Origin of the sequence: Roseomonas populi (assembly GCF_024594815.1) — a bacterium.
Classification (GTDB): domain Bacteria; phylum Pseudomonadota; class Alphaproteobacteria; order Acetobacterales; family Acetobacteraceae; genus Roseomonas; species Roseomonas populi.
The window spans coordinates 32,432-50,637 of record NZ_JANJOU010000001.1; the positions used below are offsets into that span (position 1 = coordinate 32,432).

The window sequence follows — 18,206 nt, forward strand, 5'->3', positions numbered from 1 at the left end:
CGCGGGCCGGTCAGGCTGCGGGCGGCGCTTCCGCCGGTGCCGCGGCCTGGGCCAGGGCGTCCACCCGGTCGGCCAGCGCCTGCCGGGCGGCCGGCACGGGGCGGTGGTGCACGCCGAAGGCGTCGCGGGCCAGGAAATGGCCGGTCAGGCGCAGCGCGTCGGACCAGTCCTTGGGCCCGCTGGGCAGGGTGGCCTTCCTCAGGAAGGGCGGCAGGACCAGCATCCGGTCGCCATAGGGCGCGGCGATGTCCGAGCGCACGGCGCGGCCGGATTTCGGAGAGACGTGGGTGAGGCCTTGCGTGTCCCCCGTCATCGCGCAGCGGGAGAGGTCCAGGCCGTAGCCCAACTCCGCCAGCAGCAGCATTTCCCACTGCGCATAATCCGGGATGACCTCCACCGCGCCGGTCTGCAGGTGGGCGATGATCGGCAGCAGGGCGCGGAAGGCCGCGGGGTGCGCCTCCCGCTCCGGCAGCGCCTCCATCGCCACGGCGCAGGCGGAGGACAGCAGGGCAAGGGCGAGCGGGTCCTCCATCGCGAGGGCCGCGGTGGGGTGCACGAGTTCACCGGAGAGGTGGCCGAGCTGGTCGGACAGCCGCGCGACCCAGCGCGCCTCCACCAGGTTGCCGGGCAGCCAGGTCGCCACCTGCCCGCGGGAAGCGCCGCCCTTCACCAGCCCGGCGTGGCGCCCGTGCTCCTCGGTCAGCAGGGTGACCACCGCGCCTCCCTCGCCGAGGGGGCGCGAATCCAGCACGATCGCGGGGGCGGTCCATTCCATGCCGGGAAGATGGGGCGTTCCCGGCTTCGCCGCTACTCCAGGTCCTCGAGGCCGAGGGCGCGCAGCCGGCCCCGCTCCTCGTCCCAGCCCGGCCGGTCCTTCACGTTGAGGAACAGGTGCACCGGCCGCTCCAGCAGCTTCGTCAGCTCGGTGCGCGCCCTCTGGCCGATCTCGCGGATGCGGCTGCCCTTGTCGCCGATCAGGATGGCCTTCTGGGAGGCGCGGCCGACGTAGATCGTGCAATCGATCCGGACGGAGCCGTCCTTCCGCTCCTGCCAGGATTCGGTCTCCACCGTCGCGTGATGGGGTACCTCCTCATGCGTCTGCCGCAGGATCTGCTCGCGCACGATCTCGGCGGCCAGCATCCGGTCCGGCACGTCCGAAAGCTCATCCTCAGGGAAGAGCCACGGCCCCTGTGGCATGGCCTCGCAGAGCTGGGTGCGCAGCCGGTCCACCCCATCGCCCGTTTCGGCGGAGACCATGAAGGTCTCCTGGAAGGACAGCATCTCGTTCAGCTCGGCTGTCAGCGGCAGCAGGCGCTTGGTGTCGAACAGGTCGGTCTTGTTCAGCACCAGCCAGAGCGGCGGCGCCCCCTTGGCCAGCTTCTTCACGATGGCCCGCAGCGGGTCTGTCACGCCCGCCCGCGCATCCACCACCAGCATCGCCATGTCCGCGTCCTGCGCCCCGCCCCAGGCGGCGGCGACCATGGCGCGGTCCAGGCGCCGCTTGGGCGCGAAGATCCCCGGCGTGTCCGTCAGCACCACCTGGGACCGGCCCTCGGTGATGATGGCACGGATGCGGAAGCGCGTGGTCTGCGGCTTGTTGGAGACGATCGAGACCTTCGCCCCCGTCAGCCGGTTCACCAGCGTGGACTTGCCGGCATTCGGCGCGCCGAGCACGGCGGCGATGCCCGCGCGGGGCGGTCCGTCCGGCAGGGCGGGGCCATCCTCGTGCGGGGCGTCCTCGGGCGGCGTCTCGGCAGGTTCGTCAGCCACGGCCCAACTCCGTCAGCAGCGCCTCGGCGGCCGATTGCTCGGCGGCGCGCTTGCTGTCGCCGGTGGCCTCCGCGACCTTGCCGCAGGCCGTGACGGAAACGGTGAAGAGCGGCGCGTGGGAGGGTCCCTCCGTGCCGATTAGCGCGTATTCCGGCAGGCCCTGGCCCCGGCCGAGCGAGAATTCCTGCAGCCGGCTCTTCGCCGACATGGGCGGGGTGGCGTCGGCCTCCATGGCCTCGCCCCATTCGCGGCGGATGAAGTCCCGCGCCGCTTGCAGCCCGGCATCGAGATAGAGGGCGCCGATCAGCGCCTCCGTCGCGTCGGCCACCACGTTGGCGCGCTGGCGCAGCCCCGTGCGGCCCTCGGCTGGCGGGATGCGGAGCGCGGCGGGCAGGCCGATGGCGTCGCCGACCTTCGCCAGCGTATCGGCAGCCACCAGCACGGCGAGGCGCTTGCCCAGCTCCCCTTCCCGCTCCTGCGGGAAGCGCTCGCTCAGCCATTCCGCCATGCAGAGGGCCAGGACGCGGTCGCCCAGGAACTCCAGCCGCTCGTTCGAATCGAGCTGGCGGCGCTTGGGGTCGGCGGCGGACCGATGCGTGAGGGCCTGTTCCAGCAGCGCGGCGTCGCGGAACTCGTGGCCCAGCCGGCCGGCGAGGGCGGCGACGGGGGCTTTCACGGGGACAGGACCTTCATCAGCGGACGCCCGAGAAGATGCGGGACCAGCGGACGGCGAAGGGCCAGGCCCAGACCTCCCACCAGTTCGCCGAGCCGTCCCAGGAGAAGAAGATGAACTCCGCGCGGCCGACAAGGTTCTCCACCGGCACGAAGCCCACATAGTTGGTGGCGCGGCTGTCCAGCGAGTTGTCGCGGTTGTCGCCCATGGCGAAGACATGGTTGGGCGGGACCACGAATTCCTGGGTGTTGTCGTAGGGACCGTCGTCGGTCTGCTCGAGGATGTCGTGCGTGCGCCCGGGCGCGTCCGCGCTCGGCGGCAGCGTTTCGCGGTACAGGTTCACCGTCAGGCGCGGGCCGTCGCCCTCCACCGTGTAGGGGCCGACGCGGTTGCGCGTGACGGGCTGGCCGTTGATCCGCAGCACGCCGCCGCGGACCTGGATGCGGTCGCCGGGCAGGCCGACGATGCGCTTGATGTAGTCCGTCACGCCGTCCCGCGGCAGCTTGAACACGGCCACGTCCCCGCGCGCCGGCAGGCTGCCGAGGATGCGGCCGCTGAACAGGTTCGGGCTGAAGGGCAGCGAGGCGCGGGAATAACCGTAGGAGTACTTGGAGACGAAGAGGTAATCGCCCACCAGCAGGGTGGGGATCATGCTGCCGGAGGGGATGTTGAACGGCTCGAAGGCGATGGTGCGGATGCCGATGGCGATCAGGCCCGCGTAGAGGATCGTCTTCAGGCTCTCCAGCCAGCCGCCGGAGGACTTCTTGCTCATCGTGCGCTTGCTCGCGGGCCTACCCGGTTGGCCGTGCGTCCCAGGGTTCGGGTCGTGCCACCGCGTCGCGGGTGGGTGCGACAGATGCGGGCTCCTGTCAAGGAAGCGGCCTCTTTCCAGGCCCTCCGGAATGGTGGCGCTCGTCGCCCGGGTGGCACGGAAAAGTGAGTTGGACTAATCCCTATAACGCCGATAGGATTAAGGTAGATCGGATGGAGCGTATCCCAATGACCTTCCGCGACCCGATGCGTAGCAATCCCTCGCGCCGCCAAGCGCCCGCCGCCGTGCCGGCACCGGCCGACCTGCCGCCGAGCCTGACCCGGCCCTTCCGGAAAGAGACGCCGCAGGAGGCGGTGGAACGCGCCGCGCGGGCGCAGCCGGCAGCAACCGGCGCCGGCGATTTGGCCTTCGTGGCCGCCATGCTGGCCAAGCGCGGGGTCGCCAAGGAAAACTAGGACAGGCAGGTCGCACCGCGGCGCCCTGCCGAAGGGCGGTCGCCGCGCTTTCCGGCGGGATCGCCCTACGGCGATCCGCCCGGCACGGGCGGGATCGGGACGGCGGAAATGATCACGACCGCCTCCGCGTACGGGTACTCGTCCGTCATCGTCAGCGAGACCTGGGCCAAGTGGCCAGGGGGCGTCATCGCCGCCAGCCGCTCCGCCGCGCCGCCGGTCATCCGCAGCGTCGGCTGACCGGACGGCAGGTTGACCACGCCCAGGTCGCGCCAGAACACCCCGGCCCGGAACCCCGTGCCCAGCGCCTTCGAGGCCGCTTCCTTCGCCGCGAAGCGCTTGGCGTAGGTCGGGATGCGGGTCAGGCCCCGCCGCTCTGCCTTCGCCCGCTCGACATCGGTGAAGATGCGGGAGAGGAACCGGTCCCCGTGCCGCTCGATGGTCCGCTCGATCCGGCGGATGTCCACCATGTCGTTTCCAAGACCGAGGATCACGCCTTCGCCCGCTCCACCTGCTCGATTCCCGGCAGCGCCCGCAGCGCCGCGATGACGCTGGAGAGGTGGCGCAAGTCCTTCACCTCCAGGTCCACGTTCAACTCCGCAAAGTCCGCCGCCCGGTGCAGGAAGCGCAGGGACTGGATGCGTGCCTCCTGCTTCGCGATGGCCGTCGTCATGCCCGCGATGGCCGGCCCCTCGTTGGAGGTAATGATGGAGAGCCGGGCCACATGCTCCCCGGCGACGCCGGGCCCGCTGTCCCAGTCCACGTCGATGAAGCGCTCCGGCGTCCCCGCGAAGGCTTCCAGCGTGTGGCAGCCCTGCTTGTGCACGGTCACGCCGCGCCCGGTGGAGATGATGCCGACGATCCGGTCCCCCGGCACGGGGTGGCAGCAATTGGCGAAGTGCACCTCCATACCGGAGACGAGGCCGGTGATGCCGTGCGCGACCTCCCGCCCGCCGGCTCCGCGGGCATAGGGCACGGTGGAGCCGGGCTTGCCGCGGGCACGGGTCAGCGCCAGCGCCTCGATGCCGGTGACGGCAGGGCGGGGCGGCCCGCGCAGCTCCGGCACGGCGGCGTGCAGCACGTCGCGCGCCGTGATGTTGCCGTTACCGACCGCGATGCAGAGTTCCTCGAAGCCCGGCTGCTTCAGGGCCTTCACCGCGGGCTCGGCGATCTTCTCGGAGAACTCCAGCCCTTCCTGGCGGAAGGCGCGGGCGATGGCCTGGCGGCCGTTCTCGCGGCTCTCCTCGCGCTGGCGGGCCAGGACGGTGCGGCGGATGCGCGCCCGTGCCTTGCCGGTGACGACGAAGCGTTCCCAGGCCGGGTTCGGCGTGCCGCCCCGGGCCGTGATGATCTCGACCTGGTCGCCATTCTCCAGCTGGTAGCGCAGCGGCACGATGCGGCCGTTGATCTTCGCGCCCACCGTGGAATCGCCCACCTGGGAGTGGACCTGGTAGGCGAAGTCCACCGGCGTCGCGCCGCGCGGCAGGGCGATCAGGTCGCCCTTCGGCGTGAAGCAGAAGACCTGGTCCTGGTGGAGGGCGAGCTTCGTGTTCTCCAGGAAGTCCTGCGCCTCGCCGGCGTTCTCCAGGATTTCCAGCAGGTCCTTCACCCAGGGGAAGCGCTTGCGGTCCCGCGCCGCGTTCACCACCCCGTCCGGGCCCTGCTTGTAGATCCAGTGGGCGGCGACGCCGAACTCCGCCACCTCGTGCATCTCCGGCGTGCGGATCTGCACCTCGATCTTGGCGTTGCGCCGCTCCGGCACCGTGACCCCGGTGTGGAGGGACTGGTAGCCGTTGGGCTTGGGGGTGGAGATGTAGTCCTTGAAGCGGCCGGGCACCACGCGATAGGCGGAGTGGACGGCGCCGAGCGCGGCGTAGCAGTTCGCCTTGTCGTCCGTGATGATGCGGAAGGCCATGATGTCCGAGAGCTGCTCGAACTCCACCTTCTTGGAGTGCATCTTCAGCCAGATGCCGTAGGCCGACTTCTCCCGGCCCTGGATGTCGATCACCGGCACCTCGGCGTCGCGCAGCCGGCGGTGGATGTCGGCCTTGATCTCCTCGATCAGGTCCGCCCCCTGCCCGCGCAGGAAGGCCAGCCGCGCATGGATGGTCTGGGAGGCGTCGGGCTGGAGCTCGCGGAAGGCGCGGTCCTCCAGCTCGTCCTTCACGGCCTGCATGCCGATGCGCTCGGCCAGTGGCGCGTAGATCTCCATCGTCTCGCGCGCGGTCTTCATGCGGCGGTGCTGCTGCGGCACGAAGTACAGGGTCCGCATGTTGTGCGTGCGGTCCGCCAGCTTCACCAGCAGCACGCGGATGTCCTCGCTCATCGCCAGGACCAGCTTGCGGAAGTTCTCGGCCTGCTTCGTGCGCTCGGACTGCAGCTCCAGCCGGGTCAGCTTCGTGACGCCGTCCACCAGCTTGGAAATCTCGGCCCCGAAGTCGCGGGTGAGGTCGGCCAGTGTCAGGCCGGTGTCCTCCACCGTGTCGTGCAGGAGGGCGGTGGCGATCGTGGCGGCATCCAGCCGGTAGCCGGCCAGGATCCCCGCGACGGCCACGGGATGGCCGATATAGGGATCGCCGTTGTCGCGCTTCTGCTCGCGGTGGGCCCGCTCCGCGACGCGGTAGGCCCGCTCGATCATCGCCCCGTCGGCGCGGGGGTCATAGCCGGTGACGAGATCGGCGAGGGCCTTGCCGGGATCGGGGCCGAGCCCAGCATCCCCCAGCGCATCGCTCTCCGGCGGGCCGGCCTGGACAGGGGCGGTGCCGGCCACCCCCTCGGGCGCGAGGAGGGGCCTCATGACAGCACCGGGAGGTCTGGGGATCCCGGTGCCGTCGGTCATGCGGTGGTTCGATCCTGCGTCAGGGTCAGCGGCGGCCGCCCAGCTCGGCCGCGATCGCGGCCTCGAGGTCGTCGCCGGACATGTCCTCGACCTGCATGCCAGCCTCGGCCGCGGTCTCCTCGTTCACGTCCATCACGCCGAAGATGTTCTCGTCGGTGGCGATCAGGTCGATCACCTCCTCCTCCACGGGCTCCGGCTCCGGCGCGCGCAGCAGGGACTTCACGATGTCCTGCTCCAGCCCGTCCAGCTCGACGGTCTGCTCGGCGATCTCGCGCAGGGCGATGACGGGGTTCTTGTCGTTGTCCCGGTCCACCGTCAGCTCGTCCCCGCGCGAGATGGCGCGGGCGCGCTGGGCAGCGAGAAGGACCAGGTCGAAGCGGTTGGGAACCTGGAGGATGCAGTCCTCGACCGTGACGCGGGCCATGGCGAACCTCGGAATCTGTGGGCGGGCGAACGGTCCAGATAGGCCCCCGCCCGTGCAAAGGCAAGCCTCGCAGGGGCGAGCCTGCCCTTCCCTACCCCAGCGGTCGCATGGGGGCGGGGGGCAAACCCGATAGAAGTTCGGAGACGCTAAGGCCGCTCATGGGATGCGTCCAGCCCGGCCAGACCTGCGCCAGCGGTTCCAGCACGAAGCGGCGGAGATGGGCACGGGGATGCGGGATCACCGGGTCCGGCGCGTCCCGCCGCAGCGGCCCCATGGCAATGATGTCCAGGTCCAGGGTCCGGGGGGCATTCGGATAGGGCCGCACCCGTCCATGCGCCGCCTCGATGGCCTGCAGCGCCGCCAGCAGCGCGGCCGGCTCGGCCGCCCCGCGCAGCCGCGCCACCCCGTTCACGTACCAGGGGCTGCCGGGCAGTGGCGGTTCCGGCGCCGTCTCCCACCAGCCGGAAACGGCAAGGAGGGAAAGGCCGCAGATCCCGTCCAGCGCCGCCGCGGCCGCGCGGCAGGTCGCCAGGGGGGCGGAACCGTCCGCCCCCGGCAGGTTCGCGCCGATGGCGACGAGGGTGTCGTCCCCTTCGCCCAACTCAGGCGTACCGCTCCTCCAGCCAGGGGTCGCCGCGCTCGTGGTAGCCGCGCACCTCCCAGAAGCCGAGCTTGTCGTGCGGGATCAGGCTGATGCGCCGGATCCACTTCGGGCTCTTCCAGAAATACAGGTGCGGCACCACGAGCCGCAGCGGACCGCCGTGCTGGCGGGTCAGCGGCTTACCGTCCCAGTGGGTAGCCAGCAGGTTCTCTGGCCGGTCCAGGTCCGGAAGCGGCAGGTTCGTCGTGTAGCCGTCGTGGGATTCCATGGTCACGAAGGCTGCCTCGGCCTTCGGCCGCGCCAGGGCGAGCAGGTCGGAGATGGAGATGCCCCGCCAGTCATTGTCGTAGCGGGACCACTGGGTGACGCAGTGGATGTCGTTTCGCCACTCCCGCTGCGGCAGTGCCATCAGATCCGCCCAGGAGAGGGAAAGCGGGTTCTCCACCAGCCCGTCGATGTCCAGCCGCGCCTGCGCCTCGGCCACCGCGGGCTGGATACCCAGGTCCAGCACCGGCCAGTCCGTCACCAGCCGCTGTCCGGGCGGCAGCCGGTCCCTGATCGGGTCCGAGGTGGTGCCGGTGAGGAGGCGCCCTTCCTCCGCCCACCGCTCCTTCGTGCGGACGAGCTTTTCCTTGGCGCCTTCGGGCAGGGGTTCGTCGGTCATGCCGCAACAGGTGCCCGCGGCGGGCGCCGGATGCAACGGCGGATTCAGGGGTGGGCCGAGATCCAGGCGTCGATCGGCGGCCCCCAGGCCGCCGCCCCGCCCGGCCCGTAGAACATCCCGTGCCCGTCCTCGCCCCAGGCCGGCAGCCCCGCCAGGATTGCCTGCCCCCCGCCCGCCGCGAAGGCGCGGTGCATGGCGCGGACGAGGCCGGGCGCGAAGAAGCTGTCGTTCGGCGTGTGCAGCCAGAGGACCGGCAGGCCGGCGCCGCGCCCAGCCAGTAGCCCGGCATCCGCCACCAGCCGGTCCGGGGCGCAGTTCTCGTTCGGCCGCCCTCCCCGCCACCCGCCCCGCCCGGGCGCGACGGCGACGAGGGCGGTGACGCCAGGGGGCGGATCGGCGGCCAAACCCAGCACGCCCCAGCCCCCGGCGGACTGCCCGATCACCGCGATCCCGTCCGGCCGGATGCCCGGCAGGCCGCGCGCGAGGGCGATGGCGGCGCGGATGTCCCGGCCCGTCTCCGCCGCCGCCATCGCGTAGTCCGGAGCGTCGCAGCTTCCGTAGCCCTCCGCCCAGGCGCCGCCGCCGGGACCGTAGCCCCGCCGCAGCGGCGCCAGCACCGCCTCGCCCCGCGCCAGGAAGTGGCGGGCGATCCCGGAATCGCAGGGCAGGAGGCCGTAGCGCGCCCGTGGCGACGCCCCTTCCCCGGGGGATCCGTGGTTGATCACGACCAGCCGGGCCGGCGAGGCCCCCTCCGGGCGGCAGAGCCGGGCGGCGATGCGGCGCGGCGCGCCATCCGCCGCCGTCACGGGCACCGTGAGGACCTCCTCCCACGGCCCGCCCGGCCCGGCGCAACCGGCGAAAAGCAGCAGCACGACAAGGGCCAGAACAAGGGGCTGATGAAGGCCATTTTCCTGCCGCGCGATGGGCCTATGTCGTTGCCGGGCAGGCGGTGGCGAAGCGTAACAGGGCATGGGACCCAGGAAGTATCGCCCCTAGAAGGATACCGTGCGAGATGCGATTCCCATGAAGAACCCCACCGCGGCGACGCGGCGGGACACCGGCCGGCTTGTGCTGAGCGCCCTGCTCGGGGCCGTACCGGCGGGCTGCGCCCTGCGCCCGGACGCCATACCTCCGATCGACCGCGGCCCGGACCGGTTCCGCGAGGCGGAGGCGAAGGCGACCTGGCCTGATCCGAACTGGTGGCGCGGCTTCGGCTCCCCGGAGCTGGACCGGCTGATGCGGCGCATCGCGTCCGAGAACCTGGACCTGGCCGCCGCCGCGGCCCGCGTGCGGCAGGCGGACGCCACGGCCCGCATCGCCGGCTCCACCCTGCTGCCCACGGTCACCTCGGGCGGGAATGCGCGGCGCAGCCAGACCGGCTCGGGCAGTCCCTCCGCCACCGCCTACGACCTCAGCCTCGCCGCCTCCTACGAGTTGGATGTCTGGGGCCTGAACCGGAACACCTACGAGTCCTCGCGTCTCTCGGCCGTGGCCGCCCGCTACGCCCTGGGCACGACGCTGATCACGGCCGAGGCCTCGGTCGCCAACACCTATTTCACCATTCTGGAGGCGCGGAACGCCCTGCAGATCCAGGAGGCGAACCTGGACGCGGCCCGGCGCGTGCTGAACGTGATCCGGCAACAGGTGGCCGCCGGCACGGCCACTGGGTTGGACCTGGCCCAGCAGGAGACGGTGGTGGCCCAGCAGGAGGCAGCCGTGCCGCCGCTGCGGCAAACCTTTTCCCAGAACATCGCCACCCTGGCGGTGCTGGTGGGGCTGGCGCCGGTGCAGCTGGAGATCCAGGCCGAGGGCTTCGACGGGCTGGACGTGCCCTCCGCCTCCCCAGGCCTGCCCTCCTCCCTGCTGGCGCGCCGGCCGGACGTGCTGCAGGCCGAGGCGAGCCTCGCGGGCGCGAACGCCAATACCGCGGCGGCTCGGGCGGCGCTGCTGCCCTCCATCACCCTCTCGGCCCAGGGCGGGTTCACGGCGGCGCTGATCGGCACGCTGCTGCGGCCGGAGGCGCAGTTCTACACCCTGGCCGCCAGCGTGGCGCAGACGATCTTCGACAATGGCGGGCTACGCGGCCGGGTGGGCCTCGCCCGCGCCCAGCAGGAGGAACTGGTGGTTATCTATCGCCAGACCATTCTCAATGCTCTCGCGGATGTGGAGAGCGCGCTGGCCGCGCTGCGCGAGACGACGGCGCAGGAGGCCCTGCTGGCCGAGGCGGAGCGCCGCGCCGCCCGGGCTTACACCATCGCCGAGGGGCAGTTGCGGGGCGGGGTCATCAACCTGATCACCCTTCTGTCCACGCAGGCAACGCTGTTCTCCGCGCGGCGTAACCTTTCCGCGGGCCGGCTGAACCGGCTCCAGGCGGCGGTGGGCCTGTTCCGAGCCCTGGGCGGCGGCTGGGGCGCGGGCGCCGCCGATGCGCTGCCCCCCGCCCATGTGGAGGAAGCCCGATGAGGCGCGCTTTCGGTTGGCTCCTCGTCCTCGTCCTCCTCGCGGGGGGCGGCTGGTACGGGTGGCGGTGGTGGCAGGAGCGGCACGGCGCGCAGGATCCCTCCGCCGCGCGCGACCAGATGCAGGCGCAGGGCCCGCAGGGCGGCGCCAATCCGCAAGGGCCGGGCGCGCGGCGGGAGGGCGGCGGCAACCGACCGCGCCGCCCGGGGGGCCCGGGTGGCGCGGGCGGCAGCGCCGTTCCCGTGACGGTGGCGGAGGCCGCACGGCGCGACGTGGCGCTGACCGTGGACGCTCTGGGCACGGTGGTGCCGCTGCAGGCCGTGGTGGTCCGCACCCAGCTGGATGGCCAGCTGATGGAGGTGAACTTCCGCGAGGGCCAGGAGGTCGCGGAAGGCGACGTGCTGGCCCGGGTGGACGACCGCACGGCGAAGGCGGCCCTGCAGCAGGCCGAGGGCAAGAAGGCCTACGACCAGGCGCAGCTGGCGAATGCCCGCGTGGACCTGACCCGCTACCAGGGGCTGGTGCGCGCATCCGGCGCCACGCAGCAGCAGCTGGACACGCAGCGCGCCCAGGTGGCGATGCTGGAGGCCCAGGTGCAGCAGGACGAGGCCGCCATCGCCCAGTCCCGCACCCAGCTCGGCTTCGCCACCATCCGCGCGCCCTTCGCCGGGCGGGTGGGCATCCGGCAGGTGGATCCGGGCAACCTCGTCCGCTCCTCCGACACGAACGGCATCGTCAGCGTGACGCAGATGGCGCCGATCAGCGTCACCTTCACCCTGCCGCAGCAGGAGCTGCCCCGCCTGAACCGGGCGCTGGCCGCCGGCGCCGTGCCGGTTGAGACGCTGCCGGGGCCCAGCTCCTCCTCCGGGACGACCCAGCCGGTGGCGCGCGGCACGCTGCTGACCATCGACAACACCGTGGATTCCACCACGGGCACCATCAAGGCCAAGGCGGTCTTTCCCAATGACGACCGCTCCCTCTGGCCCGGCGCCTTCGTGAATCTGCGCCTGCGGATCGAAGTGGTGCCCCAGGCCGTGGTGGTGCCCCTGGTTTCCGTCCAGCGCGGGCCTGAGGGTAGCTACGCCTTCGTGGTAAAGGACGACCGCACGGTGGAGCAGCGCCCCGTGACGATCGGCCAGATGACGATGACGGATGCCGTGGTGCAGTCCGGCATCCAGCCCGGGGAACGGGTGGTCACTTCCGGCGGGCTCCGCCTCTCCAACGGCGCGGCGGTGGCCCTGCAGGAGGAGAACGCACCCGCCCGCCAACCCGGCAACCGCCCCCGGCGCACCGCCGACGCGCGGGAGACGGCGAATTGAACATCTCCGCCCCCTTCATCTCGCGGCCGGTGGCGACGACGCTGCTCTCCGTCGCCGTGCTGCTGGTGGGGCTGTGGGGATACTGGAAGCTGCCGGTCTCCTCCCTGCCGGAGGTCGAGTTCCCGACCATCGAGGTCTCCACCCAGCTCCCCGGCGCCTCCCCGGACACGGTTGCGCTGCTGGTCACGGCACCGCTGGAGCGGCAGCTCGGGCAGATCGCGGGCGTGTCGGTGATGACCTCCACCTCCGGCCCGGGCACCAGCCGGATCGCGATGCAGTTCGCGCTGGATAAGAACATCGACGAGGCGGCGCAGGACACGCAATCGGCGCTGGACGCGGCCCGCGGCACCCTGCCCAGCACCCTGCCCTACCCGCCGGTCTACGCGAAGGTGAACCCGGCGGACCCGCCCATTATCACCCTGGCGCTGACGAGCGACACCCTGCCCATCGCCCGCCTGTCCGACACGGCGGATACGCTGCTGGCGCAGAAGCTATCCCAATCCGCGGGCGTGGGGCGCGTGACCGTGCAGGGCAACATGCGCCCGGCCGTGCGGCTGCGGATCGATCCGGCGCGGCTGGCCGCCTACGGGCTCTCCATGGCCGATGTCCGCACGGCGGTGACCACGGCCAACGCCAATACCCCCAAGGGCTCGCTGGACGGGGCGCGGCAGGCCTCCACCATCATGGCGAACGACCAGATCACGGCGCCATCCCAGTTCGCCGACATCATCGTCACCTGGCGCGACCAGGCGCCGATCTTCCTCCGCGACCTCGGCACCGCGCAGGAGGGGCTGGAGAACGACCGCAACGCCGCCTGGTTCAACGGCCGCCCCGCCGTGATCCTGGACGTGCAGCGCCAGCCCGGCGCCAACATCGTGGACACCGTGGCCCGCGTCCGCGCCCAGTTGCCAGTGCTGGAACGCGGCTTGCCCGCCGGCATCCGCATGGCCGTGGTCTCCGACCGGACGGAGACGATCAAGGCCTCCGTGCGGGAGGTTGAGCTGACGCTGGTTCTCTCCACCTTCCTCGTGGTGGCGGTGATCTACTTCTTCCTGCACTCCGGCCGCGCCATGATCGTGCCGGCCGTCTCCCTGCCGCTCTCCATCATCGGCACTTTCGCGGTCATGGACTGGCTGGGCTTCTCGCTCGACAACCTCTCCCTCATGGCGCTGGTCATCGCCACCGGCTTTGTCGTGGACGACGCCATCGTGATGATCGAGAACATCGTCCGCCACATCGAGGACGGGATGGCGCCGCTCGCCGCCGCCTATGAGGGCGCGCGAACCATCGCCTTCACCATCGTCTCCCTCACCGTCTCCCTGATCGCCGTCTTTATTCCCCTTCTCTTCATGGAGGGCGTGGTCGGGCGGCTGTTCCGGGAGTTCGCGCAGACACTGACGGCCACCGTTCTCGTCTCCATGGTCGTCTCCCTCACTCTCACGCCGATGATGTGCGCCCTGTTGCTGCGCCCGGCACATGGGGAGAAGGGCTGGTTGTCCCGCGCCGCCGACAGGGTCTTCGACGGCCTGCTCCACGTCTATGACCGGGCCCTGCGGGTGACCCTGCGCTTCGAGGCGGTCACGCTGCTGGTCGCGCTTGGCACCGTGGCGCTGACCGCCTGGTTCTACGTGATCATTCCCAAGGGCTTCCTGCCCGCCCAGGACACGGGCCTGATCCAGGTCGCCACCGAGGCACCGGGCGACGTCTCCTTTGCCCGCATGTCCGCCCTGCAGAGCCAGGTGGCGGACATCGTGCGCGCGGATCCGGCGGTGGAGGCCGTAACCTCCGTCGTCGGCGCCGGCACGGTGAACGCCACGCTGAACGGCGGCCGGGTGACGGCCGTGCTGCGCCCGCGGGAGGAGCGGGACGAGACGGCGCAGGAGATCATCGCCCGCCTCGCCCCCCGGCTCGCGGGGGTGGCGGGCATCGTCTCCTACCCTCTGGCGGTGCAGGACATCCAGATCGGCGCGCGCGCCAGCACCACCCAGTACCAGTTCACCATCGTGGACGCGGACGCGGCGGAACTGGCGGCCTGGTCACCGCGCATCCTGGCCGCGCTGCGAAACTTGCCGCAGCTCCTGGACCTGTCCAGCGACCAGCAGCAGCAGGGGCTCCAGATCAGCGTGGAGGTGGACCGCGCCCGCGCCGGGCGGCTGGGCGTGACGATGCAGGCGATCGACGACGCGCTCTACGACGCTTTCGGCCAGCGGCAGATCTCCACCATCTACGCCCAGAACAACCAGTACCGCGTGATCCTGGAGGCGGCCGAGGACTTCCTGGCCGATCCCACGAAGCTCGGCATGATCCGCGTGGCCGGCAGCACGGACGGCACCGCGACCGTGGTGCCACTGGCGGAGGTGGCGCGCGTCGGGCGGGTGAACGGGCCGCTGCAGGTGACGCGGGAGAACCAGTTCTCCGCCGTGACCTACTCCTTCAACCTGGCGGACGATGTCTCCCTCGGCGATGCGGTTGAGGCGATCGGGAACGCGATGCGCGATCTCGGCGTACCCTCCACCATCTCCGGCCGCTTCGCGGGCGATGCGGCGGAGTTCAACGCCTCCCTGAAAAGCCAGCCCTGGCTCATCCTGGCGGCGGTTGTCGTGATCTACATCACCCTCGGCGTGCTCTATGAAAGCCTCGTCCACCCGCTGACCATCCTTTCCACCCTGCCCTCCGCCGGCATCGGGGCTCTGCTGGCGCTGGAGCTGTTCGGGCTGGATCTCTCGGTGGTGGGGATCATCGGCATCCTGCTGCTGATGGGTATCGTGAAGAAGAACGCGATCATGATGATCGACTTCGCGCTGGAGGCGCAGCGGGAGCGGGGCGTTCCGCCGCGCGAGGCGATCGTGCAGGCCGCCCTTCTCCGGTTCCGCCCGATCACCATGACCACCCTGGCCGCCCTGCTGGGCGCCCTGCCGCTGGTTCTCGGCCATGGCGCGGGGTCGGAGCTGCGCCTGCCGCTCGGCGTCTCCATCGTGGGCGGGCTGGTGCTCTCCCAGTTCGTTACCCTCTTCACCACGCCCTCCGTCTATCTCGCGCTGGAATGGGTGCGGCTGAAACTCGGCGGCCGGCCGGACGTGGCGCCGGCCCCGGCGCCCGCCGAGTGAGACGGGCCGGATGAACATCTCCGCCCCCTTCATCGCGCGGCCCATCGCCACGGCGCTGCTGGCGATCGGGGTGGCGCTGTTCGGGCTGGTGGCGCTGTTCCGCCTGCCCGTCGCCTCCATGCCGCGGGTGGACATCCCGACCATCGTCGTCACCACCAGCCAGCCCGGCGCCGCGCCGGAGACGATGGCGAGCACGGTCGCCGCCCCGCTGGAGCGGCGTATCGGCACCATTCCCGGGGTGACGGAGATGACCTCCTTCTCCTCCCTTGGCAGCGCGACCATCATCATCCAGTTCGACCTGGCCCGCACCCAGCGGGAGGCGGCGCAGGACGTGCAGGCGGCGGTGAACGCGGCGCGCCAGGACCTGCCGTCGGGCCTGCCCAATCCGCCGACCATCCGCAAGATCAACCCGGCCGACGCGCCGATCATGATCCTGGCGATGACCTCGGAGACCCTCGCCGGCCCGGCTGTCTACGACGCGGCCGACAGCCTGGTGGCGCAGCGCCTGGCGCAGGTGCCGGGCGTGGCGCAGGTGGAGGTGAGCGGCGGGGACCAGCCCGCGGTGCGCGTGGCGGTGGACCCGGCCGCCGCCGCAGCCGCCCAGGTCTCGCTGGAGGACATCCGCCTCGCCATCACCCGCGCCAACGTCACCGCCGCCACCGGCTTCATCGAGGGGCCGGAGCAGTCCGCCTCCATCCGCACCAACGACCGGATCGACCGCGCCGATGCCTACCGGGAGATCGTGCTGAAGGCTTCCGGCGGCGCCATCGTCCGCCTCTCGGACGTGGCGAGAGTGGAGGACAGCGTCCGCAGCCGCAGACAGGCCGGCTGGTTCAACGGCCGCCCGGCCATCCTGCTGATGGTCCGCAAGCAGGCCGACGCCAACATCATCGACGTGCTGGACGGCATCCAGGCCATGCTGCCCCAGGTGGAGAACTGGGTTCCCGCCGGTGTCCGCATCGAGGTGGTGAGTGACCGCTCCACCACCATCCGCGCCTCGGTGGAGGAGGTGCGGACCACGCTCGCCATCACCATCGGCCTCGTCGTCGCCGTCGTCGCCGTCTTCCTGCGGCGCTGGGCGCCGATCCTGGCCGCCAGCGCCTCCGTGCCGCTCTCCCTCCTCGGCACGGTCGGGGTGATGTGGTGGATCGGCTACTCGCTGAACAACCTCTCGCTCATGGCGCTCACCATCTGCGTCGGCTTCGTGGTGGACGACGCCATCGTCATGATCGAGAACATGGCCCGCCACCGGGAGCGCGGGATGCCGCCGATCCAGGCGGCCCTGACGGGCGCGCGGGAGATCGGCTTCACCGTCCTCTCCATCACCATCTCCCTCATCGCCGTCTTCATCCCGTTGCTGGCCATGGGCGGGATCATCGGGCGCATCTTCCGGGAGTTCTCTGTCACGCTGGCGGTCGCGGTGGGCATCTCCGGCATCGTCTCCCTCACCCTCACCCCCATGATGGCGGGCTGGATGGAGCGCGACCGGCCGGAGAAGCCGCCCGGCCGCCTCTCCCGCGCCTTCGAGGGCGGCCTGGCCGCCATCGCCCGCGGCTACGTCGCCAGCCTCTCCTACCTCCTGCGCTTCCGCTGGCTGATGCTGCTGGCCACCTTCGGGCTGATGGGGCTGACGGTGTGGCTCTACATCCTCGTGCCGAAGGGGTTCATCCCCACCCAGGACACGGGGTTGCTGCAGGGCAGCACCCAGGCCGCGCCCGACACCTCCTTCGCCCGCATGGAGGAGTTGCAGCGCCGCGCGATCGAGATCGTGGCCGCTGACCCGGCGGTGGAGAGCGTGGGCGGGAATGTCGGCAGCAATGGCGGCCAGGGCTCCTCCAACCGCGGCAACATGTACGTCACCCTCAAACCGCGGGAGGAGCGGGACGTGACGGCGGAGGGGGTGATCGCGCGGCTGCGCGGGCCGTTGAGCCGCATCCCCGGCGCCGGCGTCTTCCTGCGCCCCAACGAGGACATTCGCATCGGCGGGCGCCAGGACAGCGGCCGCTTCTCCTACGTGCTGCTCGGCAACGAGATCGAGGAGCTGCGGGAGTGGACCCAGACCATGGTCACGGCGCTGCGCGGCGTGCCCGGCATCAACGACGTGACGAGCGACCAGGACCGCGCCGGCCTCGTCACCCGCGTCGAGGTGGACCGGGCGGCCGCCGCGCGGCTGGGGGTGACGCAGACCGAGATCAACGCCGCGCTGAACAACGCCTTCGCCCAGCGCCAGGTCTCCACCATCTACCGCACCCGCAACCAGTACCGCGTGGTGCTGGAGATCGACCCGGGGCTGCAGCAGGGCCCGCCCGACATCTCCCGCGTCTTCGTGCCCGGCGCGGGGGATACACAGGTTCCGCTTTCTGCCGTGGCCAGGGTGGTCGCGGCCGCCGCCCCGCTCTCGGTTGCGCACCAGGGCGGCTTCCCCTCCGCCGCCATATCCTTCAACCCCGATGAGAGCCTGCAGGTCGCCGAGATCCAGGCAAGGATCGAGGAGGTGCAGCGCCAGGTCGGCCTGCCTCCCTCGATCCGCGCCCAGTTCGGCGGCAACGCGCAGGCGGCGCAGTCCTTCACCCAGGACATGCCGCTGCTCATCCTCGGCGCCTTCCTCGCGATCTACGTCGTGCTGGGCGTGCTCTACGAGAGCTTCGTCCACCCCATCACCATCATCTCCACCCTGCCCACGGCCGGCCTGGGCGCGCTGCTGGCCCTGCTGGTCACGGACACGCCGCTGACGGTCATCGCGCTGATCGGCGTGATCCTGCTGCTGGGCATCGTGAAGAAGAACGCGATCATGATGGTGGACTTCGCGCTGGAGCACGAGCGCAACCACGGTGCGAGCAGCGAGGAGGCCATCCTCGCCGCCTGCCGGGAGCGCTTCCGCCCCATCCTGATGACGACGCTCGCCGCCCTGCTCGGGGCCGTGCCCCTGGCGCTCGGCACCGGCACGGGGTCGGAGATCCGGGCGCCGCTCGGCATCGCCATCATCGGCGGGCTGATCGTCTCCCAGGTGCTGACGCTCTACACCACGCCCGTGGTGTACCTGGCGCTGGACCGCCTGCGCCGGCGGGAGCACCCGCGCGCCATTCCCGCCCCTGCCGAGTAGGCGGGGGCTTGCGGCGCGGCGC

15 protein-coding genes are annotated in these 18,206 nt (G+C 71.4%); 5 read left to right on the forward strand and 10 right to left on the reverse strand.

What is annotated here, in order from left to right:
- Positions 1-10 precede the first annotated feature (10 nt).
- Genes recO through lepB form a run of 4 tightly spaced genes read right to left on the reverse strand, consistent with a single transcriptional unit; the run spans position 11 to position 3,215 of the window.
- Positions 11-775 (reverse strand): DNA repair protein RecO, encoded by a 765-nt coding sequence (recO, locus tag NRP21_RS00170; protein ID WP_257714149.1) that lies wholly within the window; start codon positions 773-775, stop codon positions 11-13.
- Positions 776-807: 32 nt separating this feature from the next.
- On the reverse strand, positions 808-1,710 hold the full coding sequence (gene era, locus NRP21_RS00175; RefSeq protein WP_257714669.1) for a GTPase Era: 903 nt from the start codon (positions 1,708-1,710) through the stop codon (positions 808-810).
- Positions 1,711-1,762: 52 nt separating this feature from the next.
- Positions 1,763-2,446 carry a ribonuclease III gene (gene rnc / locus NRP21_RS00180; protein ID WP_257714150.1) on the reverse strand — a complete coding sequence of 228 codons (684 nt, stop codon included), beginning with the start codon at positions 2,444-2,446 and terminating at the stop codon, positions 1,763-1,765.
- Positions 2,447-2,462: 16 nt separating this feature from the next.
- Positions 2,463-3,215, reverse strand: a complete 753-nt coding sequence (gene lepB, locus NRP21_RS00185; protein WP_257714151.1) for a signal peptidase I — start codon at positions 3,213-3,215, stop codon at positions 2,463-2,465.
- A gap of 227 nt (positions 3,216-3,442) precedes the next feature.
- Between lepB and NRP21_RS00190 the strand changes: the two genes are divergently transcribed.
- Entirely contained in the window at positions 3,443-3,670 is a 228-nt protein-coding gene (locus tag NRP21_RS00190) for a hypothetical protein (RefSeq protein ID WP_257714152.1), read from the forward strand.
- Positions 3,671-3,735: 65 nt separating this feature from the next.
- Here the strand turns inward: NRP21_RS00190 and acpS are convergent, their stop codons facing one another.
- The 6 genes from acpS to NRP21_RS00220 form a co-directional block, all read right to left on the reverse strand.
- Positions 3,736-4,161 (reverse strand): holo-ACP synthase, encoded by a 426-nt coding sequence (gene acpS, locus NRP21_RS00195; RefSeq protein WP_257714153.1) that lies wholly within the window; start codon positions 4,159-4,161, stop codon positions 3,736-3,738.
- Entirely contained in the window at positions 4,158-6,464 is a 2,307-nt protein-coding gene (locus tag NRP21_RS00200) for a RelA/SpoT family protein (protein WP_257714154.1), read from the reverse strand. The genes acpS and NRP21_RS00200 overlap by 4 nt, the downstream gene beginning before the upstream one ends.
- A gap of 67 nt (positions 6,465-6,531) precedes the next feature.
- Positions 6,532-6,930: a DNA-directed RNA polymerase subunit omega gene (gene rpoZ / locus NRP21_RS00205; RefSeq protein WP_257714155.1), complete on the reverse strand. Its 399-nt coding sequence runs from the start codon at positions 6,928-6,930 to the stop codon at positions 6,532-6,534.
- 91 nt (positions 6,931-7,021) lie between these two features.
- Complete coding sequence (gene folK, locus NRP21_RS00210; RefSeq protein WP_257714156.1) at positions 7,022-7,531, reverse strand: 2-amino-4-hydroxy-6-hydroxymethyldihydropteridine diphosphokinase; 510 nt, start codon at positions 7,529-7,531, stop codon at positions 7,022-7,024.
- Position 7,532: 1 nt separating this feature from the next.
- A complete protein-coding gene (locus NRP21_RS00215) occupies positions 7,533-8,195 on the reverse strand; it encodes a sulfite oxidase-like oxidoreductase (protein WP_257714157.1) in 663 nt (220 codons plus the stop codon).
- 44 nt (positions 8,196-8,239) lie between these two features.
- Entirely contained in the window at positions 8,240-9,067 is an 828-nt protein-coding gene (locus NRP21_RS00220) for an alpha/beta hydrolase (RefSeq protein WP_257714158.1), read from the reverse strand.
- A gap of 151 nt (positions 9,068-9,218) precedes the next feature.
- On the opposite strand from NRP21_RS00220, the gene NRP21_RS00225 reads away from it, so the two are divergent.
- The 4 genes from NRP21_RS00225 to NRP21_RS00240 are packed head-to-tail and all read left to right on the forward strand — an operon-like array spanning position 9,219 to position 18,184.
- Entirely contained in the window at positions 9,219-10,658 is a 1,440-nt protein-coding gene (locus NRP21_RS00225) for an efflux transporter outer membrane subunit (protein ID WP_257714159.1), read from the forward strand.
- Positions 10,655-11,974 carry an efflux RND transporter periplasmic adaptor subunit gene (locus NRP21_RS00230; protein ID WP_257714160.1) on the forward strand — a complete coding sequence of 440 codons (1,320 nt, stop codon included), beginning with the start codon at positions 10,655-10,657 and terminating at the stop codon, positions 11,972-11,974. The genes NRP21_RS00225 and NRP21_RS00230 overlap by 4 nt, the downstream gene beginning before the upstream one ends.
- A complete protein-coding gene (locus NRP21_RS00235; protein WP_257714161.1) occupies positions 11,971-15,081 on the forward strand; it encodes an efflux RND transporter permease subunit in 3,111 nt (1,036 codons plus the stop codon). Before NRP21_RS00230 ends, NRP21_RS00235 begins: the two co-directional genes overlap by 4 nt.
- A gap of 10 nt (positions 15,082-15,091) precedes the next feature.
- Complete coding sequence (locus NRP21_RS00240; RefSeq protein ID WP_257714162.1) at positions 15,092-18,184, forward strand: efflux RND transporter permease subunit; 3,093 nt, start codon at positions 15,092-15,094, stop codon at positions 18,182-18,184.
- Positions 18,185-18,206: the final 22 nt, after the last annotated feature.

Bases quoted from the DNA above. Each gene is read 5' to 3' on its own strand.
- recO (WP_257714149.1), bottom strand. From the start codon at position 775: ATGGAATGGACCGCCCCCGCGATCGTGCTGGATTCGCGCCCCCTCGGC.
- NRP21_RS00230 (WP_257714160.1), top strand. From the start codon at position 10,655: ATGAGGCGCGCTTTCGGTTGGCTCCTCGTCCTCGTCCTCCTCGCGGGG.
- NRP21_RS00190 (WP_257714152.1), top strand. From the start codon at position 3,443: ATGACCTTCCGCGACCCGATGCGTAGCAATCCCTCGCGCCGCCAAGCG.
- NRP21_RS00215 (WP_257714157.1), bottom strand. From the start codon at position 8,195: ATGACCGACGAACCCCTGCCCGAAGGCGCCAAGGAAAAGCTCGTCCGC.
- NRP21_RS00225 (WP_257714159.1), top strand. From the start codon at position 9,219: ATGAAGAACCCCACCGCGGCGACGCGGCGGGACACCGGCCGGCTTGTG.
- rpoZ (WP_257714155.1), bottom strand. From the start codon at position 6,930: ATGGCCCGCGTCACGGTCGAGGACTGCATCCTCCAGGTTCCCAACCGC.
- NRP21_RS00200 (WP_257714154.1), bottom strand. From the start codon at position 6,464: ATGAGGCCCCTCCTCGCGCCCGAGGGGGTGGCCGGCACCGCCCCTGTC.
- lepB (WP_257714151.1), bottom strand. From the start codon at position 3,215: ATGAGCAAGAAGTCCTCCGGCGGCTGGCTGGAGAGCCTGAAGACGATC.
- NRP21_RS00240 (WP_257714162.1), top strand. From the start codon at position 15,092: ATGAACATCTCCGCCCCCTTCATCGCGCGGCCCATCGCCACGGCGCTG.